The following is a 24,140-nucleotide window of genomic DNA, read 5'->3' as shown; positions in this document are numbered from 1 at the left end:
AATGAAATGGCTTTGTAATATCTTTTTACGCTGGTGCGACCACTGAGGAAACTTTACAATCCGCGGCAGTTAACGAAGAGGATTTTGACGTGGAAAGGTTTGATGCCGTAGTAATTGGCGCCGGTGCGGCGGGTATGTTTTGTGCGGCGATGGCCGGACAAGCGGGTCGTCGCGTGCTGCTGCTGGATAACGGAAAAAAGCCTGGCCGCAAGATCCTGATGTCTGGCGGCGGGCGATGCAACTTTACTAATCTTTATGTCGAGCCTGCGGCCTATTTGAGCCAGAACCGTCATTTTTGCAAATCTGCGCTGGCGCGCTACACCCAGTGGGATTTTATCGAGCTGGTGGGTAAACACGGTATCGCGTGGCATGAGAAGACGCTGGGGCAGCTGTTCTGCGACGACTCCGCGCAGCAAATTGTCGATATGCTGGTGGCCGAGTGCGAGAAAGGCGGCGTAGTTATGCGCCTGCGCACCGAAGTGCTGGACGTCGCCCGTGACGAGCAGGGCTACACGCTGCAACTCAACGGTGAAACCGTCAGCGCCGATAACCTGGTGATCGCCAGCGGCGGCCTCTCGATGCCGGGGCTGGGCGCTTCACCGTTCGGCTATAAAATTGCCGAGCAGTTTGGCCTGAAGGTACTGCCCACCCGCGCCGGGCTGGTACCGTTCACGCTGCATAAGCCGCTGCTGGAACAGCTTCAGACGCTCTCCGGCGTGTCTGTGCCGTCGGTCATTACGGCCGAAGACGGCACGGTGTTCCGCGAAAATCTGCTCTTTACTCATCGCGGACTCTCGGGCCCGGCGGTATTGCAGATCTCCAGCTACTGGCAGCCGGGGGAGTTTGTCTCCGTAAACCTGGTGCCGGACTGCGATCTGGACGCCTTCCTTAACGAGCAACGCGCCGCGCATCCGAATCAAAGCCTGAAAAATACCCTGGCGATGCAGCTGCCGAAGCGTCTCGTGGAGTGCTTGCAGGTATTAGGGCAAATTCCGGATGTCGCGCTCAAGCAGCTCAACAGCCGCGAACAGGAAGCGCTGGTGGAGACGCTGACGAACTGGCGCGTACAGCCAAACGGCACCGAAGGCTACCGCACGGCGGAAGTGACGCTGGGCGGCGTGGATACAAACGAACTCTCATCCTGCACGATGGAAGCCCGCAACGTGCCGGGTCTTTATTTCATTGGTGAAGTGATGGACGTGACCGGCTGGCTCGGCGGGTATAACTTCCAGTGGGCGTGGGCCAGTGCCTGGGCATGCGCGCAGGCACTCGCTGATGTCCGAGGACAATAAAGTTGTACACAAAGCACTAAAGTTGTAACCATTCTCAAAAAACGACGCTAATGTTGTATACTTACTGAATGTGTAGTTATAGGGTTGGAGACTATAAAATGCACATATAGGTACGTATCAATGTCGTTTTTAGGGTACGATCATGGCTAGGGGTAGGCGTCTCAAATCCTATTTGGATTATGAAAATGCGCTAGGTGACGGCATAGGAGTGGGCTATGGCCAAAGTTATCAGCCCTGGCTTAGAGCTCAGGACGTTAAATCCCGTGGAAACCGTTCGATAGTCTTTGGCCTTAAGACGTTTCGAAACCATCATCTCCTTTCTTCTGTCGAAAGTAACTTTTTCTATCTGGCTGAGTTTAATGACTCGGTGATTGATATCCGGGAACAATTCCCACTCTTTCCTCTCCGGCTTACCCAACAAATAGCAAATCATCTACATTTTCAACATCCTATGGTGAGGGGAGTAAGAGGAGTACCTGTCGAAGTTCTGAATGTTATGACAACCGATTTTTTACTGACCTTGAGAACTCCTGAAGGCGGACTTCGATACAAAGCTATAGCAGTAAAACATAACGAGAGCATACCTGAACGCGAAGCCCAAAAACTTGAAATAGAGAGGATGTTTTGGCAGTTGATTGATGTTGAGTTTCAAATTTATGTTGGCTCGGAACTCAATAACGTCGTCGGTAAAAACATTTGCTGGGCTACTTCTGTATTAAGAGATGGTTCTGAATTTTATGATAAATATCCTCTTGATAAAATCCTATGGAAGCTTAAACCAGATGTTTATCCCATAGTAGGACTACGTGCAATGATTTCATCAATCTTTGGGGTAGATGCACAAGAAGCGATGATGTTATTGCAGGCAATGATTGGATTAAAAATGATAAATGTTGATTTATCATATCCAATACTCGAAACCGGTCTGATAAAGATAATTTCCAATGACCACTATATAGGACTGAACGCAAATGGATATTATTAGGAATTCAGTCTGGCTCTCTCAAGGCACTGATTTGCTTGCAGAGGGACTTTACCGTGTTTTGGATTTTGACAGAAAGGTCGATTTGTTAATTTTGTTTAAAATAAAATCAGAAAGAACGGGTAAGCCAATCCCTTTCTCATTTTCAATGTTTAAATATTATATTGAATCAAATAGCATAACTTGTAAAGATTATATATATCCTTCATATATGTTAGTAGATGAGAAAGAAATAACAGATAAAGACAGAGGAAGGCGAGATGAAAATTACAATATCATTAAAGATCTTGTAGATGACAGAATGTTTCTGTTCGACTATGCATTACATAAAAAGTCGCACCTTTTAATGGATTACTCCAGAAATAAAAAAATATCACAATATACTATCAGAACGCTTCTGGCGTTGTATTGGCGACATGGGCAGGATATTTATGCATTGCTACCCGCATTCTCGAACTGTGGCGCCGCTGGGAAAAGTAGAATCAAACATGAAATTAAACTTGGGAATTCCAAAAAAAACAGAGCATTACCTAATGAACGATCACGTGTTTTCATTCTTAATGAAAGAGATATAAATAATATTAGAAAATCTCTCATTACGTATCATTATAAAGTTAACGGAGATACGATAAAGAAAACATTAGAGAGACATATTGATTTGTATTTTAGGGATGAAATTAAAACAGCAAACCTAGAAAATAGAGCTCCATATGTTCCTTCTTTAAAACAATTTTCATACTGGAATAAAAAACTCTTCACTAAAGATTTCTCGATAAATAAGAAGAACACGAAAAAAGAAATAGACCTCAAAATGCGGGCGCTTTTAGGTAGTGTGGCTAATACAACTGTTTTGCCGGGTGATGTTTTCGAAATAGACTCAACTGTCGCTGATGTACATCTTATTTCGAGTTTAAACAGACGAAAAGTCATTGGGCGTCCTACTATTTATACAGTGGTGGATCGTGCAACAAGAATGATTGTTGGCCTTCATGTTTCTTTATACCATGCTTCATGGCGAGCCGCCCGACAAGCGTTAGCAAATTGCTTTATGCCAAAAAAAGAATATTGTAGATTATTTGGAATCTCTATTACTGATGATGATTGGCCTTGTTCTCACATTCCATTAACATTGATGTGTGACAACGGGGAGATGATTGGTCTTAAACCTCAGGAAGAGATGACCCCCCTGACAAAGCTTGAGTTTGCGCCAGTCGGTAGAGGCGACAGAAAAAGCATTGTTGAACGCTGTTTCGGCATTCTGAATGATGAGGTTATTCATAGGCTTATTGGAACAACACGAAGGGGAAAGATTGTTAAAGGAGAGCCAACACCGCAATCCAGGGCTTGTTTAACGATTCAGGAGGTCACGTCTTTACTGATTCGGGAGATACTTGCACATAATCAGAGAACGTATGAGGAACTGGCTTATATCAATCCCTTACTGATTGAAAATGATCTCGTAATATCACCAAAAAATAGTTGGATGATAAGCTTAAAGCACGGGAGATTCAGCGCAAGAGCCGTTGGGGCCGACGAAGTGATCGCACGATTGTTAATCCCTGTGAACGCTAACATTACCGCCGGTGGGATTCAGTACAATAATCTTTTTTATGAATGTGATCCTGAAATTGCATCAGGTGTCAGAGTATTTGGAAGAACCACTTGTGAAGCAAGAATAGATGACAATTGCGTAGATTATATATATGTAAGATTTGACAAAAATAGCATTTTCAAAAAACATTACCTACTTAAGAAAAGAGATGTATTTAAAGGGAAAGCTCATCTTGATACAGATGTAATGGCTGATTGGGTAGATACTCAAAAAGAAATTAATTTATTTACTCTGGATTCGCTCAGCAATATCAATAATAAAGATGAATTTAACAGGAAAGGTAACGAAAGATTAAATGAAATATACGAATCTCGCCGGGTACATGGTAAAGATATTAAAAAGAACAGGAAAAATGAACTTGATTCATTAGGGCGAACTCATGTTGCTAATGGAAGATCTGAACCCCTACTTCCTTCATCCAGTAATGTTCTGCTTTTGCCTGGCCGGGAGGAGAAACAAAGATGGTTAAAAGGTAAGAAGAAGACTGAGGACGCAGAATAATGAACCTTATACGGCGCGTTTCAGCGATATATAAAGAACAGGAGTTACCTGAGTATCGTGGCAATCCCTTAATTGAAGCACTTCCTGAAGCGCTTACGGAAGATGAAGTACTTCTGGAAATGAGTTATTTCCCCGAAATTGACGAAAAAATCCGCTGGACTGCCCCGGCGAATGTTAGAGAGCAGTATGTCGAACGTATAAAGAAATTCCGTTGCCCTCAAACCAATCTTATCCAGGCTTATAAGATGATCTTACGGGCACTTAGGGAAAGCTATGCAGCTCGTAATCCTTTAAAAAGCGGAACAATTCAATATCTTCATTACTATGGAAATGAGCGTCCTGATATTGAGCCAGAAAGTGGATATTTTAAATCCCAGGCTGAAACTATTACGATAGTTGGAATGAGTGGTTCTGGAAAAACTACCATGATTGAGCAAGTCATGGATCATTTCCCTCAGATTATAGAACACAGCAGCTATAAAGGAGTTTTTCCCGGCTTCAGTAAGCAAATTGTATGGGTAAAGATTAATTGTCCATACAATTCAAGTGTGAGAGACCTTTGTGAAGAGATTTTACAAAAATTAGATGATGCAATTGGTATTGAACGAACGGTAATGGTGCCAACTTACTGATTTAGTGTATGATGGTGTTTTTGAGGTGCTCCAGTGGCTTCTGTTTCTATCAGCTGTCCCTCCTGTTCAGCTACTGAAGGCGTGATGCGTAATGGCAAAAGTACTGCCGGGCATCAACGTTATCTCTGCTCTCACTGCCGTAAAACATGGCAGCTCACCTTCACTTATGCCGCTTCTCAGCCCGGTACGCACCAGAAAATCATTGATATGGCCATGAATGGTGTTGGATGCCGGGCAACCGCCCGCATTATGGGCGTTGGCCTCAACACGATTTTACGTCACTTAAAAAACTCAGGCCGCAGTCGGTAACCTCGCGCATACAGCCGGGCAGTGATGTGATTGTCTGCGCTGAAATGGACGAACAGTGGGGCTAGGTCGGTGCTAAATCACGTCAGCGCTGGCTGTTTTACGCGTATGACAGGATACGCAGGGTGGTGGTAGCCCACGTCTTCGGTGAACGCACTCTGGCCACACTGGAGCGTCTTCTGAGCCTGCTGTCGGCCTTTGAGGTCGTGGTATGGATGACGGATGGCTGGCCGCTTTATGAATCACGCCTGAAGGGAGAGCTGCACGTAATCAGCAAGCGATATACGCAGCGCATTGAGCGGCATAACCTGAATCTGAGGCAACATCTGGCAAGGCTGGGCAGGAAGTCACTGTCGTTCTCAAAATCGGTGGAGCTGCATGACAAAGTCATCGGGCATTATCTGAACATAAAACACTATCAGTAAGTTGGAGTCATTACCCGTCGCTGACATCGTGCAACGACACAGAGCTAACGCTTAGGGTGTCATTTCGCCCTCAGCCGGAACCGACCCCATACAGCCGGGCAGTGACGTCATCGTCTGCGCGGAAATGGACGAACAGTGGGGATACGTCGGGGCTAAATCGCGCCAGCGCTGGCTGTTCTACGCGTATGACAGGATACGGAGGACGGTTGTGGCGCACGTCTTCGGTGAACGCACTCTGGCCACACTGGAGCGTCTTCTGAGCCTGCTGTCGGCCTTTGAGGTCGTGGTATGGATGACGGATGGCTGGCCGCTGTATGAATCCCGCCTGAAGGGAAAGCTGCACGTTATCAGCAAGCGTTACACTCAGCGCATTGAGCGACATAACCTGAATCTGAGACAACATCTGGCAAGGCTGGGACGGAAGTCACTGTCGTTCTCAAAATCGGTGGAGCTGCATGACAAGGTCATCGGGCATTATCTGAACATAAAACACTATCATTAAGTTGGAGTCATTACCTGAACGAACTACACCTGAGATTAGAAATGGTGCTCTGGCTCGCCAGATTGCACAAAGAATTAAATCATCATTTTTGGGTATCCTTGTTATTGATGAAATGCAGAGGCTTAAATTTTCAAGAACCGGGGGTGAGAGTAAGTTGATTGATTTTTTACATGAAATTGTAGATTCCATGGGGGTATCTATGGTTTTTTGTGGAAATCATCCTTTTGACGAGACGCTGACAAAGAAAATGAGAATTGCCAGGCGGGCAGAGTCTGGTGGTTACATGAAAATTAAGAATGTTAGATACGATTCACAAGACTGGCAATCGTTTATTCATTATTTATGGCCATTACAATGGACAAATGTTGAAACTCCATTAAATGATGAGTTAAACGAAAAATTATTCATTTTATCTAAAGGCAATATTGGATTGGCTCAGATGATTTATCGGGGGGCACAATTAAAGGTTATCGGTAGCGGCAATGAAATCATCACTGGCGCAGTCTTGTCGGCCTCTGTACCGGTACTCGTGAGTCATACGGAGGAATATAAGGATACTCCACTCCCGGGGGCCGCGACTGAAGATGAGGAAGCTAAATGGCTCTCTGCATCTAATGAGGGTGATCTTGACCCTCCATCTCCGAACAGCTTTTGTATCTTAAGTTAACGATGTCCGCTGCCGCCGGTATTCCCTCGGGGAGTGATATCCCAGCGCGCTGTGCGGGTGGTTTTCATTGTAATGCGTGAACGCTACTGCAAGGTTTCGCAGTGCTGTTCTCACATCCGGTTTTGGCATGAACGCGATATAGTCTTCTTTCATCGTTTTCACGAACCGTTCGGCCATGCCATTACTCTGCGGGCTGCTCACCGCTGTTGTGCAGGGCTCCAGATTCAGCTCTCTCGCGAACCTCCGCGTTTCATACGCGGTATACGCTGAACCGTTATCCGTCAGCCACTGCACCGCTGTGTCGGGCAACCTGTCGCCGAAGCGCTTTTCCACCGACCTCAGCATCACATCCTGCACGGTCGAACTGTCATAGCCTCCCGTGCTTGCTGCCCAGTCTATGGCCTCACGGTCGCAGCAGTCCAGCGCGAACGTTACCCGCAGTTTTTCGCCGTTGTCGCAGCCGAACTCGAAGCCATCTGAACACCAGCGCATATCGCTTTCTGCCACCGCTATCTTGCCCTTATGTTCACGCTTCGGTCGCTCTGGTTTGTGATGCAACAACAACAGGTTATGCTCGCTCATTATCCTGTAAAGCCGTTTGGCATTCACAGGTGGCTGTCCCTCTGTGCGACGTTGCTTGCGCAGGATGCCCCACACGCGTCGATAACCATAACTCGGCATATCGCTGATAATGTTGAGGATAGCCGACAGTATTTCTGCGTCTGCTTCTTCATTACGCCGGTTACAGCGCCTGTCCTGCCAGTCGGCAGAACGGTTAATCCGCAGTGACAGTTGCGCACGCGACACGCCCATGGTCCGGCTGACCATGGCTATTCCCCGTCCTTTGGCAACAAGGGCGCGTGCGCTATCCATTTTCGCGACTGACCGTACTCCACGGCTTCTTTCAGGATCTCAACTTCCATCGTTTTCTTGCCCAGAAGGCGCTGAAGCTCCCGGACCTGCTTCAGAGCAGCAGTAAGCTCAGAAGCAGGAACGACTTCCTCTCCAGCCGCAACGGCGGTGAGGCTGCCTTCCTGATATTGCTTCTTCCACTTAAACAGCAGGCTGGGCTGGATACCATGCAGGCGGGCGACATGGGAGACATTCATACCCGGCTCCATCGTCTGCTGGATAATGGCGATCTTCTCCTGAGGAGTTTTACGTTTACGGACTTCTTGCCCTAACAGGATCCCGGTCATCTCAAAATTGGCGTTAGTGTTAGACATATATTCAAGCCTATCTCTTATCTGGAGATACAGCTACTGTCCGGTGTTTCAGGGGGCTACATCACTGCATCTAATGAGGGTGATGCTTCGGCTAAAATCATGGCAGAGAAGTCCCTAAAGTCTTTGATCCCTGGGGATATAGACAGGCCACAGCACAAGGAATTCGTAGGAAAAATAGACGAGGTTTTGCGCAATTTCGACGAGAAAATACTGTCTCTTGACCACGATCTTGTTATCAACAGAACAGCTGAAAAGAAAAATACCTACGATGCTCTTCAGCGTTGCGGGCTTATAAATATAGATCCACTTAATAAATTGTAATGAGGTAACAGTTCGTAACGGTCAAAGAGAGGTGTGGGAAATGAGAATGTTGCCTGTTTTGCCTGATGAATCCTTGTTCAGCCGGTTTTGTCGGACAACTACCGTGTACGGTATGTCCCCATCTTCTCTGTTAACGATCATTTTCAACAAACCTGATATGAACGTCCATCCAATTCTCAATTCAGGATTAAAGGCTATTTCTCTTCATACATCCGAAAGTGCAGATCAGCTCTGGCATGAACAGACTTTACTCCCTCTTTTTGCCTGGGCACTACCAATCAGTCGTAATGAAATTATGGATTTCAACACGACCCCTGCCAGGCTTAATCGATTGTGCCGCCTTAGTAATTTTTCACTAGGGCAGCGCACACTATTGAAGTTTTGCCCGGTTTGCGCTCGTGAAGATACTTTTCATTATGGTGTTACTTATTGGCATCTGGCGCATCAGCTTCATGGGGTTACAACCTGCCATCGGCATCCGGTAGCGCTTGAAAGCATCCATGTCCCTTCTTCACCGCACATACGTATTGGACTGATGCCTCCTGTTTCGTATACAGAACAACTTAGCAATGAGATAGACTTCGATTTTGCTAAGTTTTGTTATGAGTCCCTAAATATAATCAGAAGAAAAGATATTACACACCCCAATTACATGGATGTACTTAAAAAGTTGAATTTATTATCATTGGATGGAAATTTAAAGAAAAATGTATTCTACGCACATGTTTATGCTAAGTGCCAGTTATTTGGGGAGGGTTCATCGGGAATTATACCAACATCCCTAACTGATTATCATTACTGGGAGCCTATACTCAAAGACAAATGTTGTCAGCATCCCACAAAGCATCTTTTGCTTTGTTATTGTTTGTTAAATACTTGCTGGCCAACGTATGCAGGAAGTCGTACTAATAAAAAGAAAGAAATCTTTAAAAGTCATAAGAAATACAGTTTTCATATAGTTGAAAATAATACTAGTGTTAGCAACCTTGGGAAGGAATTTAGTCGCAGCAGATGTTACATTAAAACACTTATTTATAAAAAATACCTGAGGGCGTTTAAGCGAAACACAAAAATTAATATATTCACTGAATTGCTTATCAAGTCTATGGCTGTAAGGGGGTTTAGTCTGGCATCCATAGCTGAGAAAAACTCATTATCGGAAGGAGCTGTATCCTCTGTAATTTCATCTTGTTACGGTTTATGCTCATGGCGTAAAAAATGTAAAAAAGATTCTTTAAGACGGCGTCATAAGCAGAAAATATTAAGATTTATACATAATCAATCCGTTTCTATAACACGAAAGTTAGTCAAAGAAAGTTGTTATGCAAGTTTCTATTGGCTAAATAAACATGAATGTGACTGGCTTAATTCCTGTCTTCCTAAAACAATACGATGCTATAAAAATAAAAGAGTAGACTGGAGCGAGAGAGATATTATCTCATCATCATTAATAAATGATGTTTTATCTCAGGGGCAGTACTCGATGTCACTTACAAGTCTAGATGCTTTACTGGGAGGGCATGGCTGGCTTTTGAAATACAGAGATAAACTACCAATGACAATGATACTTCTCAGAAAAATGGAACTAATTAAATAAGAGGGAGTTATATGGTTTACGAAAATGAATTGTGGCACAGTTTTCTTCTGCGTTCACAGATAATGTATAACTTATCCAATTGCAGGAACATAATATCAAAGCATGGCGCACTAAGGTACGATGCCTTTCCTCGTTTCGAACTGATTGATATGTACAAATTGCATAGCTTGCAGGATATATATGACATTCTTGCCACTAGAAATGGTTATATACTAACTTCCAATATAGTGTCGTTATCTTCTGGTGTTTACGGGTATTTTAACGCTGTTGAAGATGCCTGTCGGAAAAATTTTCACATAACTAATTCATATCCATTGGTAAACATCTCAAACATTCGTTACTGTCACAAATGTATTGTTGAAGATATACACTCTAAAGGCATTGGTTATCTGCGTCATAGATGGTTGTTTGAATCTAAATGTGCAGTTCATAGTACCAGTTTATATGAGGTTTGTTTTGATAACTATTTGAATGCAGTGAAAGGACTTAGTGACTTAATTATAAGTGGAATAAATCCTCATGGTTATTGTTCCCTTGTGGTTGACGTTTCAAACCCTTTCAAAAATCCAGTGTATATATTACCATGTGCACGTAATAAAATTTTAAAATGGATTTCGGACAATAAAAATATGCTGATTTACTTTCTCTTTGATCTCTTCAAATGTAAGTCGCATTCAAGTTTATCTAAGGTTATCGAAGTCAAGATAATGCATGATAGATATATTTCTGCGGTGTTCAAGATGTTAAGTGAAGTTAATTTTTGTAATTTCAACTCATTTATTTCTGATATTTTTGAGGACGTAAGTTATGCCTCTATCGGACTTGATGATTATTCTGTTAATGTGCATTTTCTCAGGCTAAGGGCTGTAGATTGTAAATTTTGCCAGTTGAATGGTAAATATTTTTGCTCACTTTACAATGTAAAACTTCTTCGCTAATTTCACTTCATTTATAAAATACTAAGAAAGCTAGTTAGATAAGGTTTTATATTTTGACTGGGGCAGGAATAAATTATCACTCATAGAGTTTCCCTGGGGGTTACCACCTGTGTATGATGCCGGTTAGCAACAACGTCTAAAAGACCTGCGATCACGTGGGTCCCTCTCCAGCAAAGGGGCAAGGGGTGCTATATAACGGTGTACTGCTTACCCAATACGGCCTTGTATTTGAAAGATGCCGCATCTTGGCAAGATTCGTATTACAGCCTATAGTCTGTTAATGAGCATTACAGCCTATATGCTGTAAATCCCTGCGTTATGCTTGTTAACCCGTCGATACGGAAGGTCACTTATGAACACTCAATACGCTTTGAAGACTTTGAATCAGTTACGTCCTGTTTTAATCGGCTTTCGCAAAGCCAATGGACTGACGCAAAAAGATGTTTCTGAACGTTTGGGTATAACACAGCAAACTTATGCCCGACTAGAGGCCAACCCTGCAAGTGCGGGTTTTGAGCGTTTGTTTAGGGTGTTCAGCGTCCTTGGAGTGGAGATCGTACTTTCATCCAGGGAACCATTGTCAGATGCAAAGCCCGAATACGGAGCTATGCACAATTATTCTTCACTTCCAGCCAGGCGGGAGAAATGGTGACGCCTGGCGCTTCCCGGTCTAATTTTTCTTCAACAAGATTAACCCCTTAGCGGCCTGAAGTATCAGGTTGCGATAGAGCCTTTCATTTCTTCTGTTATGTTAAATACACCATTTTGAGCTATTTCGCTCGGCCTTAAATTATCTCTTCATTCTTCAGTGAAAATTTTATGTCGATCACGTTATCGATGAATTTAGGAAATAATCCGTAAATGAAAATCTATCTTCTTTTAAATTCATCAGTGTCAGTAGCAAATATTACGCATAAAAGAATGGTTATTATTATCATTTAAATTATAAAGCTCATGAGTCAATTCCAAAAAATATAATAAGCATTGAAATCATTACCCGTGATTCTGGAGTTTTAACTTTGCCATGTAACCAACCACAAGTTAGTTTCCGGTGTTTTGAGGGGCAGTAAAGTTCTGAAAGCGCGACCAGATCATAATCCCGAAATGTCGTTAAGATATTCTGAATAACGGTTATCCCTGCTTGTTGGCAGGCCTTTGAAAATATATTTTGTATTCAGGTTGCAGCAAAACGCTTTCTTACACACAGGACTTCATATGCGGCTCAGAAAATTAAAACTGAAAAACTTCAGAGGCTACAGAAACTCTACTGAAATCATTATTGATGAAAGCATGACGGGTATTGTCGGTCGTAATGACTTTGGGAAATCAACGCTTCTGGAAGCGCTGGCTATTTTTTTTGAAACAGAAGGAATGAAGGCTGACAAGAATGACATGAACTGTTTCAGCCTAAGAGAAGGGGACGGCCGTTTTGAAATAGCCTGTGAATTTGATGACCTGCCCGATTTTATCATGATCGACGACAGGGTGCAGACCACGCTCGCCTCAGAACATCTGCTGAATGAGGACGGCAATTTTGAAATCGTCAAAACGTTTAAAGCAACGACCTCAGGAAAACCGGAGCAGACCTGCATCCGCTGCATCCACCCGGATGAGGAGCCCCTGAGAAATTTACTGGGCATGAAAATTTCTGAGCTCAAGGCGGTGGGAAAAGAAGTTGAAAAAAATGTGGCGGATAAACGCACTGCATCGTTATGGCGTCAGGCCATCAGGGAAGCCGCAGCCCCCTATACCTGTTCGGAAATTATGCTGGATGTCGATAAAGAGTTCGGAACCGACACAAAATCATTATGGGGTAAGATCCTCGATTTGCTGCCCACGTATGCGATTTTCAAAGCCGACAGGGAAAGCAGCGACGGGGATTCCGAAGCTAAAAACCCCTTACAGCAGGCCGTAAAAGACGCTCAGGCTGCGCTGCAGGACAAAATTACAGCGCTGGAAAATGAGATTCAGGACAGCGTCCTGGATGTCGCACAGAGAACGCTGGATAAATTACGTGAAATGGCCCCCGAACTCGCCAGTGAACTGACTCCACGATTTAAGGAGAAACCCAAGTGGACCTTCAATTTCACCCTGGACGGGGAAAATGGCATCCCCATCAATAAGCGCGGCAGCGGGATAAGGAGGCTTATCCTGTTGAATTTTTTTCGGGCTGAGGCTGAAAAGAATGTCGCGGGGACGCCCAGAAATGTGATTTATGCCATAGAGGAGCCTGAAACGTCACAGCATCCGAACTATCAGATGATGCTGATGAAAGCGTTACTGGCACTGGCAGGCCAGCCGCACCGTCAGATTATCGTCACCACCCATGTCCCGGCGCTGGCCGGATTAATCCCTGTCGAAGGCGTACGTTATGTTACCCGAAATGAGGCGGGTGAACCCGTAGTAAAAATGCCGGATGACGCAGTGCTGAAGGAAGCCACTGAAAGCCTGGGGGTGCTGCCAGAGACCGGTATGGAAAGGGCGCAGGGGATTGTTCTGGTAGAGGGAAAGTCGGATGTTACTTTCCTGAGGCATGCGGCCAGTTCATTAAAACAGTCAGGTGCGCTGCCAGCCTCTCTGGAGGACGTGAAAATAGTGCCAGTCCTCATAGGAGGGTGTGGTAGCGTCAAACACTGGGTTACATTGAATCTGGCCAAAGATCTGGGGCTTCCCTGGTGCGTATTTCTGGACTCCGATATTGGGGGAGACCCTGCACAGGTTCTGTCCATCCAGAAGCGTAAAAAAGAAGTAGAGGAGGCCGGTAAGGTATTTTTCGCTACGCGCAAACGTGAGATAGAAAACTATCTGTGCCCGGATCTTATCGAGGAAATTACTGGTGTAGCCGTCACGTTTACGGACACCTGTGACGCTAAAAAAATAATCGGCCGGGCTGTGGGAATGAAACCCGATAATGTACTAGATAAATTCTGGCCTCAGATGACATCAGAAAGAATCATCTCAAGATCAACCTATCATGACGGAACGCAGGAGAGAAGCGAGCTGGTTGAGATCCTGAGCGACATTGTATCCATGACGAGATAATGTATTAAATAAGCATCTCAGGTGCATATATTCCGGTCCTCAACAAAGGACCGGAGTACAGAGTAGTAAAAACCCGCAATTAATCGGGTTTGAATTATATAAAGATTAACCGACTCCCGCGCCCAGGAACGATGTAAAATCACGCTTGTCGTGACATTTCTACAATGTTTACTTTTGACTATCAAGCCATTTATTCATCTGCTCAATTTCACCTTTTTGAGCTTTAATGATGTCCTGCGCGAGCTTTCTCATTTTCGGATCTTTTCCGTATTTGAGCTCGGTCTCAGCCATTGCTATTGCCCCTTCATGGTGCGCTACCATGCCTTTCGCAAAAGCCTTGTCGGGATCGGACTCATTTACGGCAGCCATCATTTTGTCATGCATGTCTTTCATGCCAGCCATATATTCCTGTGACGAAGCCGAGGTAGACATATCAGTCATTTTCATTTCTGAATGTTCTGCTGAAATCGCTGGCAGGGATAACATCAATACTGCAAATAAAGTGTTTCTGGCTTTCATAAAAAATATCCTTTTAGCGTTGATGCCCGTTAACTGTAGCAGAATCTGATAAAAATGCCCCCTGTAGGGGGCAAAGATGTTGCCATATATCCGGTTACGGAAAAATCTATCAAGGAAATAAGGACAGCACAGATACTTCCCTCGCCGTCAGCCTGCACTGAGCATGCGACGATGCGCTTCGGCCATGGCCTGATGTGGGCCAGACTGACCGTTATTCATAAATTCATGGGCAACTGCAGCTCTTTCATGCTCATTCATTGCCGCTAATGACTTCGACGGCCCGGTAGGGGAAACGGTCTGACTTCCCATCATCCTCTGATGACTTTCCACCATTTTCTGGTGCGCATCCGCCGACCCGTTCGTCATGGTTTCATGAGCAATAATGGCCTGTTCATGCTGGTCCATACCGGCCATACGAGGTGCAGTCCCCTGGATCCCGACAGGAGCCGCAGCAGACTGCATCTGGTGAGCAGGTGCCTGTGCATTGTTGACCCGCTCATGGATATTCACGGTTTCAGTGGCCCAGGCCGAAGAAATTAAGCCAAAGCCCAACAAGGATGCTAATACGATATTTTTCATGATAACTCTCCATTTCTTAATTAGTGATGTCCGGGGGAGTACAACCGGTGTTTTCAGTTCCATAACTGAAACAGGTTCGGAAGTGTTTATTTCTCCGGGAGGGGACTGGATATTCATTTCCTGGCGTCCACTGACGCCGGATATTGATAAAGCAATCCAGCCTTCCTGATAAGTTGCACTAATTATATCGAATGGCTTCTGTTTGCTGCATGACAGGCTAATGACATCTTTGTCATTTAAATCTTTATTCCCAGCACTGGGTGTCCGGAATCATTTTCTCCAGTCTGGGCACGGATAAGATAAAACGCGTTGAGTGTACGTCCGATTCCACCTGCACTCTTCCGTGATGTGCTTCCACGATTGACTTCACAATCGCAAGGCCGATGCCGCTGCCTTCTCCTTTTCGTTGTCTGGACGGATCCACCCGATAAAAACGGTCAAACAACCTTGATAAATGCTCTTCAGGGATTGGTTTCCCCGGATTTTCAATCACAAGGTCAAAAAAGCTCTCCTGCTCTCTTATTGAGACGGTGATTGCCTGTCCCTCTGGGGTATAACGCAGGGCGTTGGATAACAGATTATTGATCGCTCTTCTGAACATTTGTGGATCTCCCTCAACCAGGCAGGGCATCCCGTTAAATTTGAGCATAATATTGCGTTCTTCGGCCCAGGCTTCGAAAAACTCGAAGACTTTCATGACTTCTGCTCTGAGGTCAAACCGAACCCTGTCAGGTATCAGCTGATTATTGTCCGCCTGTGCCAGGAACAGCATGTCGCTGACCATTTTGGTCATCCGGTTATACTCTTCAAGGCTGGAATAGAGGACATCCTCAAGTTCCTTCTGCGTTCGATCCTGACTCAGAGCGATTTCAGTCTGCGTCACCAGATTGGTGATGGGTGTTCTGATCTCGTGCGCGATATCGGCAGAGAAATTGGCCTGGCGGGTAAAAACATCCTCAATCTTTCCAATCATATGATTGAACGAGATAACCAGCTGCTCCAGCTCAATGGGAACGCGTGTCGGTTCCAGCCGCGCATCAAGATTCTCGGAGGTGATGTTTTTAATGGCATTGCTGACATTACGAAGGGGCAGGTGCCCCTGACGGACAGCAATGCGAATGATCAGAACAATCAGCAGGCTTATCACGACGGCAATCGCAATCAGATTTTTTTTCAGCGCATCGAGGTAATGGAGATGGAAATTAATGGAGAGGCCAGTCAGCATGACATAGTTCTGCTGTTTGCCCTGAAATGTCGCCTGGCCAGAGGAGGCGATAATCCGGTACGTTTCCATCTTCATTCCGGACCCGGTATCCATCGCTCTCGCAGTATCCTCCACCGTCCAGAGAAAGACATCCCGTGCGCGGCTGTGCTCGCTAAAATCGGCTGAATTCACGGCCGGGCGTAGTGCTGCCCCCTGCGCAGAGCTGTACAGCACCTCACCCCGGGGATTGAGGAGCAAAAGGGCAACGTTGCGGTAGCTGGCGATCGATTCCTTTATTTTGCTTACTTTTTTTTCATCCGGATCTGCCGGGGACTGGAGTATACGGCTCAGTGTGGTGCTGATTTGTTGCAGATCGCTGACATCCTGCTCGGCAAAATGCTTTTCAACAGAATGCAGCATAAACCAGGTGAAGGCGATAAACGCCAGTATTGTGGACAGGCTGATAAAAAAGGTCAGCCGCAGAGCGAGTGAGAAAGGTCGTCTGGACGGTTTGCTATGCATCCGGGATCTCCAGCATGTAGCCCACGCCCCGCACTGTCTGGATCAGTTTTGTCCCGTAATCGTTGTCTATTTTAGCGCGGAGTCGCTTTACTGCGACATCAATCGCGTTAGTGTCGCTGTCAAAATTCATGTCCCAGACCTGAGAGGCAATCAGGGAGCGGGGAAGAACTTCTCCCTGATGGCGAATGAAGAATTCCAGCAAGCTGAACTCTTTACTGGTGAGCACAATGCGGTTCCCGGCGCGGCTGACTTTTCTGGATACGAGATCAACCGAGAGGTCAGCCACTTTAAGCTGGCTTTCCGTGATCATCGTGTTTCCCCGCCTGAGGAGGGTTCTTACCCGGGCGAGCAGTTCAGCAAACGCAAAGGGCTTCACCAGATAATCGTCCGCACCCAGCTCAAGTCCTTTGACCCTGTGTTCAATCGTGCCAAGGGCCGTCAGCAGTAATACCGGCATCCCCTTTCCGGCACTGCGCAGCATACGGATGATATCCCAGCCGTTTACATCAGGCAGCATGATATCCAGGATGGCTAAATCATACTCGGCTGTCATGGCAAGATGATATCCGGTCAGACCATTATCAGCGTGATCCACGACGAACCCCGCCTCTGTCAGCCCCTTGCTGAGATATTCACCTGTTTTAATTTCGTCTTCAACGATTAATATTTTCATCATGCTCCCCGGCTGGCTGCTAATGTCATTTTATTGCGCCCACGATCGTTATCAACGGATTACAGCAAAAATGACAACATTGTCATTATCCTGTCACCCGGCAAACAGAGAGCGTTCGGTAAAGTATCCCTATCAATACTCTGGACTTCGTTTGAACCATTTACCAGGTCTGCCTGTACGAGAAGCGTTATGTTCAAATTAAAATTACTCAGCATCAGTACCATATTCATCCTGGCTGGTTGTGTTTCTCTGGCACCTGAATATCAGCGTCCGCCAGCTCCGGTTCCCCAGCAGTTTTCATTGTCTAAAAACAGTCTGACGCCTGCGGTAAACAGCTATCAGGATACGGGCTGGCGAAACTTTTTTGTCGATCCCCAGGTCAGCAGGCTGATCGGTGAAGCCCTGAATAATAACCGTGATTTGAGAATGGCTGCCCTGAAGGTTGAAGAGGCCCGGGCCCAGTTCAACGTCACGGATGCAGATCGTTATCCCCAACTGAATGCCTCATCCGGGATCACATACAACGGTGGTCTGAAAGGTGACAAGCCGACCACACAGGAGTACGACGCGGGTCTGGAGCTCAGCTATGAGCTCGATTTTTTTGGCAAACTTAAGAACATGAGTGAGGCTGATCGCCAGAACTACTTTGCCAGCGAAGAAGCCCGTCGTGCCGTACACATCCTGCTGGTCTCCAACGTTTCACAGAGCTATTTCAGCCAGCAACTGGCGTACGAACAACTCCGTATTGCGCGGGAAACGCTGAAAAATTATGAACAGTCTTATGCATTCGTTGAGCAACAACTGGTGACCGGGAGTACGAACGTTCTGGCGCTTGAACAAGCCAGGGGGCAAATCGAAAGTACCCGCGCCGAAATAGCCAAACGAGAAGGCGATCTGGCTCAGGCAAACAATGCCCTGCAACTGGTGCTGGGAACGTACCGCGCAGTTCCGTCAGAAAAAGGGATTAAAGGTGGGGAGATCGCACCAGTAAAATTGCCACCAAATCTGTCGTCACAAATATTGCTGCAGCGTCCGGATATTATGGAAGCGGAATACCAGTTGAAAGCGGCTGATGCCAATATTGGCGCAGCGCGAGCGGCTTTTTTCCCGTCCATTACCCTGACCAGTGGTCTCTCCTCAAGCAGTACGGAGCTGTCCAGCCTCTTTACGTCAGGAAGTGGAATGTGGAATTTTATTCCTAAAATTGAAATTCCTATATTTAATGCTGGCAGGAACAAAGCCAATCTGAAGCTGGCTGAAATTCGCCAGCAACAGTCCGTGGTTAATTACGAACAAAAAATTCAGTCAGCCTTTAAGGATGTTTCCGACACGCTTGCGCTGCGCGACAGCCTTAGCCAGCAACTTGAGTCACAGCAGCGTTATCTTGATTCACTTCAGATAACTCTACAGCGTGCCAGAGGATTGTATGCAAGTGGTGCTGTCAGTTACATCGAAGTGCTGGATGCAGAACGTTCCCTCTTCGCGACGCAGCAAACCATTCTCGATCTTACCTATTCCCGACAGGTTAACGAAATTAATCTGTTTACCGCGCTGGGTGGCGGTTGGGTAGAGTAAATTTATTCAATTAATCAGGAAATTAAAATGCGTAATTCACTTAAAGCCGTTTTATTTGGTGCCTTCTCTGTCATGTTTTCTGCCGGTCTTCATGCTGAAACACATCAGCATGGCGATATGAATGCTGCCAGTGATGCTTCGGTACAGCAGGTTATCAAGGGCACCGGTATCGTTAAAGACATTGATATGAATAGTAAAAAGATTACCATTTCGCACGAAGCAATCCCGGCGGTGGGCTGGCCTGCAATGACCATGCGCTTCACTTTTGTTAATGCAGACGACGCTATCAATGCCCTGAAAACCGGCAACCATGTCGATTTCTCGTTTATTCAGCAGGGCAATATCTCCTTACTCAAAAGCATTAACGTTACGCAATCCTGATTAACAGTCCGGAGCGAATACATCCAGTGCGCCTGAACATTCATTATGGGATTACTGTGAATGAATAATCGTGCGCATATGCCAGGTGTTTTGATTTTTCAGCGAGAAATTGTATGGCTTCTTTAAAGATAAAATATGCTGCAATAATTATCAGCAGCCTCATAGCAGGGGGGCTGATATCGGTTACTGCCTGGCAGTATTTAAACTCATCACAAAAAACAGTACCAGCAGAACAAAAGGCACCGGAGAAAAAGGTACTTTTCTGGTATGACCCTATGAAACCGGATACCAAATTTGATAAACCCGGAAAATCGCCTTTTATGGATATGGACCTTGTGCCGAAATATGCTGATGAAAGTGGCGATAAAAGCAGTGGCGGGATCCGTATCGATCCAACTCAGGTTCAGAATCTGGGATTAAAAACGCAAAAAGTCACGCGAGGAATGCTGAATTATTCTCAGACAATCCCGGCTAATGTCAGTTACAACGAATATCAGTTTGTCATTGTGCAGGCGCGTTCTGACGGTTTCGTCGAAAAAGTGTATCCCCTGACGATTGGCGATCATGTGAAGAAAGGCACTCCGCTTATCGATATCACCATTCCTGAATGGGTTGAGGCACAAAGTGAGTTTCTGCTGTTATCCGGTACAGGCGGTACGCCAACCCAGATAAAAGGGGTTCTGGAGCGACTTCGTCTGGCTGGTATGCCGGAAGAGGATATTCAAAGGCTGCGTTCAACCCGCACAATCCAGACCCGTTTTACCATTAAAGCACCTATTGATGGTGTCATTACTGCATTTGACCTGCGCACCGGCATGAATATTTCCAAAGATAAGGTGGTGGCTCAGATTCAGGGGATGGACCCGGTCTGGATCAGCGCTGCAGTGCCAGAATCTATCGCCTATCTGCTGAAAGATACGTCGCAGTTTGAAATTTCGGTACCGGCTTATCCGGATAAAACATTCCATGTCGAAAAATGGAACATTCTTCCCAGCGTGGATCAGACAACCCGCACGCTTCAGGTCCGCCTCCAGGTTACTAACAAGGATGAGTTTCTCAAGCCGGGCATGAATGCCTATCTCAAACTGAATACCCAAAGTCAGGAGATGCTGCTGATACCAAGCCAGGCCGTTATCGATACCGGCAAAGAACAGCGCGTGATTACTGTTGATGATGAAGGCAAGTTTGTGCCGAAACAGATCCACGTTCTGCATGAATCACAGCAACAGTCCGGCATTGGCTCCGGTCTTAATGAAGGCGATACCGTGGTGGTCAGTGGCCTGTTCCTCATTGACTCCGAAGCCAATATTACGGGCGCGCTGGAACGTATGCGCCACCCTGAAAAAACAGAAAACAGTATGCCAGCAATGTCTGAGCAGCCTGTAAATATGCATTCAGGGCACTGAGGAGACGACGATGATTGAATGGATTATCCGGCGCTCTGTCGCCAACCGTTTCCTGGTCATGATGGGCGCACTGTTTCTCAGCATCTGGGGCACATGGACGATAATTAACACGCCGGTCGATGCGCTGCCTGACCTGTCAGATGTGCAGGTCATTATTAAAACCAGCTATCCCGGACAGGCTCCGCAGATTGTAGAAAACCAGGTCACCTATCCGCTTACCACCACCATGCTGTCCGTACCTGGCGCAAAAACCGTGCGTGGCTTTTCACAGTTCGGTGATTCGTATGTGTATGTCATTTTTGAAGACGGGACCGATCTGTACTGGGCCCGTTCGCGCGTGCTGGAATACCTGAATCAGGTTCAGGGCAAACTGCCTGCGGGTGTGAGCTCTGAAATCGGTCCGGACGCCACGGGAGTGGGCTGGATATTTGAATATGCCCTGGTCGATCGCAGCGGAAAACACGACCTTTCAGAACTGCGTTCTTTGCAGGACTGGTTTCTGAAATTTGAACTGAAGACCATCCCGAACGTGGCTGAGGTAGCCTCGGTTGGTGGCGTGGTGAAGCAGTACCAGATTCAGGTCAATCCGGTAAAACTGTCCCAGTATGGGATCAGCCTGCCCGAAGTGAAACAGGCTCTTGAATCGTCTAACCAGGAGGCCGGTGGTTCATCCGTTGAAATGGCCGAAGCGGAGTATATGGTCCGTGCCAGCGGTTATCTTCAGAGCATTGATGATTTTAATAACATCGTCCTGAAAACAGGTGAGAACGGCGTGCCGGTTTATCTGCGGGATGTTGCCCGCGTGCAGATCGGGCCCGAAATGAGGCGTGGTATTGCCGAGCTGAACGGCCAGGGAGAAGTCGCTGGCGGCGTGGTGATCCTGCGGTCGGGTAAAAATGCGCGCGACGTTATCACGGCAGTGAGGGATAAACTGGAGACGCTGAAGGCCAGCCTGCCGGAAGGCGTTGAAATCGTGACCACCTACGATCGCAGCCAGTTAATCGACCGGGCGATTGATAACCTCAGTTCCAAACTTCTGGAAGAGTTTATCGTGGTGGCCATCGTCTGTGCTCTGTTCCTGTGGCACGTACGTTCTGCCCTGGTGGCGATTATCTCTCTGCCGCTTGGCCTGTGTATCGCCTTTATCGTCATGCACTTCCAGGGACTGAACGCCAATATCATGTCGCTGGGAGGGATAGCGATTGCCGTCGGTGCGATGGTGGATGCCGCCATTGTGATGATTGAAAATGCGCACAAACGGCTTGAGGAGTGGGATCATCAGCATCCGGGTGAGCAGATTGACAACGCCACCCGCTGGAAGGTGATTACCGACGCCTCCGTGGAAGTGGGACCCGCGTTGTTCATTAGCCTGCTGATCATCACCCTGTCCTTTATTCCTATCTTTACCCTGGAAGGGCAGGAAGGTCGTCTGTTTGGCCCGCTGGCATTCACGAAAACGTACTCCATGGCGGGAGCGGCCGCACTGGCCATCATCGTCATTCCTATTCTGATGGGATTCTGGATCCGGGGGAAAATTCCTGCAGAGACCAGTAACCCCCTGAACCGGGTGCTGATCAAAGCGTATCATCCTTTGCTGCTGCGGGTCCTCCACTGGCCAAAAACAACCCTGCTGGTTGCGGCCTTGTCCATTTTCACGGTTATCTGGCCACTGAGTCAGGTGGGCGGTGAATTTCTGCCGAAGATTAACGAGGGCGATCTGCTGTATATGCCGTCGACCTTGCCTGGCGTCTCTCCGGCAGAAGCTGCAGCGCTCCTGCAGACAACAGACAAGTTAATCAAAAGCGTTCCTGAAGTGGCTTCTGTATTTGGCAAGACCGGTAAAGCAGAGACCGCAACGGATTCCGCGCCGCTCGAAATGGTGGAAACCACGATCCAGCTCAAACCTGAGGATCAGTGGCGTCCCGGCATGACAATTGACAAGATTATTGATGAACTCGACAGGACAGTCCGTTTACCGGGTCTGGCAAACCTCTGGGTGCCGCCTATCCGTAACCGTATTGATATGCTCTCAACCGGGATCAAAAGCCCGATAGGTATCAAAGTGTCCGGGACTGTTCTGTCCGATATCGACGCGACGGCGCAGAGTATCGAGGCGGTAGCCAAAACCGTGCCTGGCGTGGTGTCTGTCCTGGCTGAGCGACTTGAGGGCGGGCGCTACATCGATATCGATATCAACCGGGAGAAAGCCTCCCGCTACGGGATGACGGTAGGTGATGTCCAGCTGTTCGTCTCTTCAGCAATCGGAGGTGCTATGGTGGGTGAGACAGTTGAAGGGGTGGCCCGGTACCCTATTAACATTCGCTACCCGCAGGATTACCGGAACAGTCCGCAGGCGCTGAAACAGATGCCGATCCTGACCCCGATGAAGCAGCAGATCACGCTGGGCGATGTCGCGGATATTAACGTCGTTTCTGGACCAACCATGCTGAAAACCGAAAATGCCCGGCCAGCCAGCTGGATTTATGTTGATGCCCGCGGCAGGGACATGGTGTCGGTGGTTAACGACATTAAGACGGCCATCAGCGAGAAAGTGAAACTGAGACCGGGAACCAGTGTGGCATTCTCCGGACAGTTTGAACTGCTTGAGCATGCCAACAAGAAACTGAAGCTGATGGTGCCGATGACGGTGATGATCATTTTCATCCTGTTGTATCTGGCATTCCGCCGGGTTGACGAAGCCCTGCTGATCCTGATGAGCCTGCCGTTCGCCCTGGTTGGCGGAATATGGTTCCTGTACTGGCAGGGCTTCCATATGTCAGTGGCGACCGGAACCGGGTTTATCGCCCTGGCCGGGGTGGCAGCAGAGTTTGGCGTGGTCATGCTGATGTATCTGCGTCATGCCATTGAAGTGCACCCGGAATTGTCCCGTAAAGAGACGTTCACACCGGAAGGTCTTGATGAAGCCCTTTATCATGGTGCCGTGCTGCGTGTCCGGCCGAAAGCCATGACCGTGGCGGTGATCATCGCGGGTCTGCTGCCGATACTCTGGGGAACCGGCGCAGGTTCAGAAGTCATGAGCCGTATTGCGGCCCCCATGATTGGCGGGATGATCACAGCTCCGCTGCTGTCTCTGTTCATTATTCCTGCCGCCTATAAACTCATCTGGCTGCGCAGACATAAAAAGAGCGTGTCATAACCCTGAAAGGACACCCCTGCGGGTGTCCTTTTGCATAAATTCACCCTGACGTCAGGGTTTACATCGATAACATACAGAGGT

Annotated in this window: 16 protein-coding genes and 5 pseudogenes; 16 read left to right on the top strand and 5 right to left on the bottom strand. The window is 46.9% G+C overall.

Annotation, left to right across the window (positions count from 1 at the left end; all coding sequences use genetic code 11):
- Positions 1–89 precede the first annotated feature (89 nt).
- The 7 genes and pseudogenes from AC4OVU_RS21060 to AC4OVU_RS21030 all read left to right on the top strand — a co-directional run.
- Positions 90–1,292, top strand: a complete 1,203-nt coding sequence (locus AC4OVU_RS21060) for a BaiN/RdsA family NAD(P)/FAD-dependent oxidoreductase (protein WP_110293109.1) — start codon at positions 90–92, stop codon at positions 1,290–1,292.
- A 142-nt stretch (positions 1,293–1,434) separates the two neighbouring features.
- Positions 1,435–2,277 (top strand): TnsA endonuclease N-terminal domain-containing protein, encoded by an 843-nt coding sequence (locus AC4OVU_RS21055; protein ID WP_000090707.1) that lies wholly within the window; start codon positions 1,435–1,437, stop codon positions 2,275–2,277.
- Positions 2,264–4,387 (top strand): TnsB C-terminal domain-containing protein, encoded by a 2,124-nt coding sequence (locus AC4OVU_RS21050; protein ID WP_000351433.1) that lies wholly within the window; start codon positions 2,264–2,266, stop codon positions 4,385–4,387. The genes AC4OVU_RS21055 and AC4OVU_RS21050 overlap by 14 nt, the downstream gene beginning before the upstream one ends.
- Positions 4,387–4,998, top strand: a pseudogene (locus AC4OVU_RS21045) (AAA family ATPase); the annotation flags it as partial. The gene AC4OVU_RS21050 and the pseudogene AC4OVU_RS21045, both read left to right, overlap by 1 nt.
- 54 nt (positions 4,999–5,052) lie before the next feature.
- Positions 5,053–5,750, top strand: a pseudogene (locus tag AC4OVU_RS21040) (IS1 family transposase).
- A 79-nt stretch (positions 5,751–5,829) separates the two neighbouring features.
- Positions 5,830–6,252: pseudogene (locus AC4OVU_RS21035) on the top strand (IS1-like element IS1X4 family transposase); the annotation flags it as partial.
- Between the two features lie 16 nt (positions 6,253–6,268).
- A pseudogene (locus AC4OVU_RS21030) lies at positions 6,269–6,877 on the top strand (AAA family ATPase); the annotation flags it as partial.
- A 33-nt stretch (positions 6,878–6,910) separates the two neighbouring features.
- Here the strand turns inward: AC4OVU_RS21030 and AC4OVU_RS21025 are convergent.
- Positions 6,911–8,118, bottom strand: a protein-coding gene (locus tag AC4OVU_RS21025) for an IS3 family transposase (RefSeq protein ID WP_089617520.1) whose coding sequence is annotated in 2 segments (ribosomal slippage) — positions 6,911–7,797 and positions 7,797–8,118 — 1,209 coding nt in all. Because the reading frame shifts where the segments join, the coding sequence is not laid out codon by codon here.
- An 84-nt stretch (positions 8,119–8,202) separates the two neighbouring features.
- Between AC4OVU_RS21025 and AC4OVU_RS21020 the strand changes: the two are divergent.
- The 5 genes and pseudogenes from AC4OVU_RS21020 to AC4OVU_RS21000 all read left to right on the top strand — a co-directional run.
- A pseudogene (locus AC4OVU_RS21020) lies at positions 8,203–8,466 on the top strand (ATP-binding protein); the annotation flags it as partial.
- Positions 8,467–8,506: 40 nt separating this feature from the next.
- A complete protein-coding gene (locus AC4OVU_RS21015; protein ID WP_058661229.1) occupies positions 8,507–10,063 on the top strand; it encodes a TnsD family Tn7-like transposition protein in 1,557 nt (518 codons plus the stop codon).
- 11 nt (positions 10,064–10,074) lie between these two features.
- Complete coding sequence (locus tag AC4OVU_RS21010) at positions 10,075–11,001, top strand: hypothetical protein (RefSeq protein ID WP_164525681.1); 927 nt, start codon at positions 10,075–10,077, stop codon at positions 10,999–11,001.
- 352 nt (positions 11,002–11,353) lie between these two features.
- On the top strand, positions 11,354–11,653 hold the full coding sequence (locus AC4OVU_RS21005) for a helix-turn-helix domain-containing protein (protein WP_001097216.1): 300 nt from the start codon (positions 11,354–11,356) through the stop codon (positions 11,651–11,653).
- A 563-nt stretch (positions 11,654–12,216) separates the two neighbouring features.
- A complete protein-coding gene (locus AC4OVU_RS21000) occupies positions 12,217–14,043 on the top strand; it encodes an AAA family ATPase (protein ID WP_001239419.1) in 1,827 nt (608 codons plus the stop codon).
- A 168-nt stretch (positions 14,044–14,211) separates the two neighbouring features.
- On the opposite strand, the gene copM is transcribed toward AC4OVU_RS21000, so the two are convergent.
- The 4 genes from copM to silR form a co-directional block, all read right to left on the bottom strand.
- The gene (copM, locus tag AC4OVU_RS20995; RefSeq protein WP_000647571.1) at positions 14,212–14,562 is read right to left on the bottom strand and encodes a CopM family metallochaperone; all 351 of its coding nucleotides are present in this window, start codon (positions 14,560–14,562) and stop codon (positions 14,212–14,214) included.
- A gap of 147 nt (positions 14,563–14,709) precedes the next feature.
- Positions 14,710–15,141, bottom strand: coding sequence for a silver-binding protein SilE (gene silE / locus AC4OVU_RS20990; protein WP_000790485.1), 432 nt, complete (start codon positions 15,139–15,141; stop codon positions 14,710–14,712).
- A 244-nt stretch (positions 15,142–15,385) separates the two neighbouring features.
- The gene (silS, locus tag AC4OVU_RS20985) at positions 15,386–16,867 is read right to left on the bottom strand and encodes a copper/silver sensor histidine kinase SilS (RefSeq protein ID WP_000555733.1); all 1,482 of its coding nucleotides are present in this window, start codon (positions 16,865–16,867) and stop codon (positions 15,386–15,388) included.
- A complete protein-coding gene (gene silR, locus AC4OVU_RS20980) occupies positions 16,860–17,540 on the bottom strand; it encodes a copper/silver response regulator transcription factor SilR (protein WP_000697966.1) in 681 nt (226 codons plus the stop codon). The genes silS and silR overlap by 8 nt, the downstream gene beginning before the upstream one ends.
- Positions 17,541–17,729: 189 nt before the next feature.
- On the opposite strand from silR, the gene silC reads away from it, so the two are divergent.
- The 4 genes from silC to silA all read left to right on the top strand — a co-directional run bounded on the left by silC (position 17,730) and on the right by silA (position 24,059).
- A complete protein-coding gene (gene silC / locus AC4OVU_RS20975) occupies positions 17,730–19,115 on the top strand; it encodes a Cu(+)/Ag(+) efflux RND transporter outer membrane channel SilC (protein WP_001507116.1) in 1,386 nt (461 codons plus the stop codon).
- 27 nt (positions 19,116–19,142) lie between these two features.
- Positions 19,143–19,496 (top strand): Cu(+)/Ag(+) efflux RND transporter periplasmic metallochaperone SilF, encoded by a 354-nt coding sequence (locus AC4OVU_RS20970; protein ID WP_001246152.1) that lies wholly within the window; start codon positions 19,143–19,145, stop codon positions 19,494–19,496.
- A gap of 113 nt (positions 19,497–19,609) precedes the next feature.
- A complete protein-coding gene (silB, locus tag AC4OVU_RS20965; protein ID WP_001446341.1) occupies positions 19,610–20,902 on the top strand; it encodes a Cu(+)/Ag(+) efflux RND transporter periplasmic adaptor subunit SilB in 1,293 nt (430 codons plus the stop codon).
- A 10-nt stretch (positions 20,903–20,912) separates the two neighbouring features.
- On the top strand, positions 20,913–24,059 hold the full coding sequence (gene silA / locus AC4OVU_RS20960) for a Cu(+)/Ag(+) efflux RND transporter permease subunit SilA (protein ID WP_110293178.1): 3,147 nt from the start codon (positions 20,913–20,915) through the stop codon (positions 24,057–24,059).
- Positions 24,060–24,140 lie beyond the last annotated feature (81 nt).

Source organism: Enterobacter sp. 6722112 (assembly GCF_058661685.1).
Note: the sequence above shows the minus strand (reverse complement) of the source record. Positions and strands in the feature narration are given on the sequence as shown.

What these genes read in the sequence shown, in the direction of transcription:
- AC4OVU_RS21055 (WP_000090707.1), top strand. Translation starts at nt 1,435, where the DNA reads ATGGCTAGGGGTAGGCGTCTCAAATCCTATTTGGATTATGAAAATGCG.
- AC4OVU_RS21050 (WP_000351433.1), top strand. Translation starts at nt 2,264, where the DNA reads ATGGATATTATTAGGAATTCAGTCTGGCTCTCTCAAGGCACTGATTTG.
- AC4OVU_RS21015 (WP_058661229.1), top strand. Translation starts at nt 8,507, where the DNA reads ATGAGAATGTTGCCTGTTTTGCCTGATGAATCCTTGTTCAGCCGGTTT.
- AC4OVU_RS21010 (WP_164525681.1), top strand. Translation starts at nt 10,075, where the DNA reads ATGGTTTACGAAAATGAATTGTGGCACAGTTTTCTTCTGCGTTCACAG.
- AC4OVU_RS21005 (WP_001097216.1), top strand. Translation starts at nt 11,354, where the DNA reads ATGAACACTCAATACGCTTTGAAGACTTTGAATCAGTTACGTCCTGTT.
- AC4OVU_RS21000 (WP_001239419.1), top strand. Translation starts at nt 12,217, where the DNA reads ATGCGGCTCAGAAAATTAAAACTGAAAAACTTCAGAGGCTACAGAAAC.
- copM (WP_000647571.1), bottom strand. Translation starts at nt 14,562, where the DNA reads ATGAAAGCCAGAAACACTTTATTTGCAGTATTGATGTTATCCCTGCCA.
- silE (WP_000790485.1), bottom strand. Translation starts at nt 15,141, where the DNA reads ATGAAAAATATCGTATTAGCATCCTTGTTGGGCTTTGGCTTAATTTCT.
- silS (WP_000555733.1), bottom strand. Translation starts at nt 16,867, where the DNA reads ATGCATAGCAAACCGTCCAGACGACCTTTCTCACTCGCTCTGCGGCTG.
- silR (WP_000697966.1), bottom strand. Translation starts at nt 17,540, where the DNA reads ATGAAAATATTAATCGTTGAAGACGAAATTAAAACAGGTGAATATCTC.
- silC (WP_001507116.1), top strand. Translation starts at nt 17,730, where the DNA reads ATGTTCAAATTAAAATTACTCAGCATCAGTACCATATTCATCCTGGCT.
- AC4OVU_RS20970 (WP_001246152.1), top strand. Translation starts at nt 19,143, where the DNA reads ATGCGTAATTCACTTAAAGCCGTTTTATTTGGTGCCTTCTCTGTCATG.
- silB (WP_001446341.1), top strand. Translation starts at nt 19,610, where the DNA reads ATGGCTTCTTTAAAGATAAAATATGCTGCAATAATTATCAGCAGCCTC.
- silA (WP_110293178.1), top strand. Translation starts at nt 20,913, where the DNA reads ATGATTGAATGGATTATCCGGCGCTCTGTCGCCAACCGTTTCCTGGTC.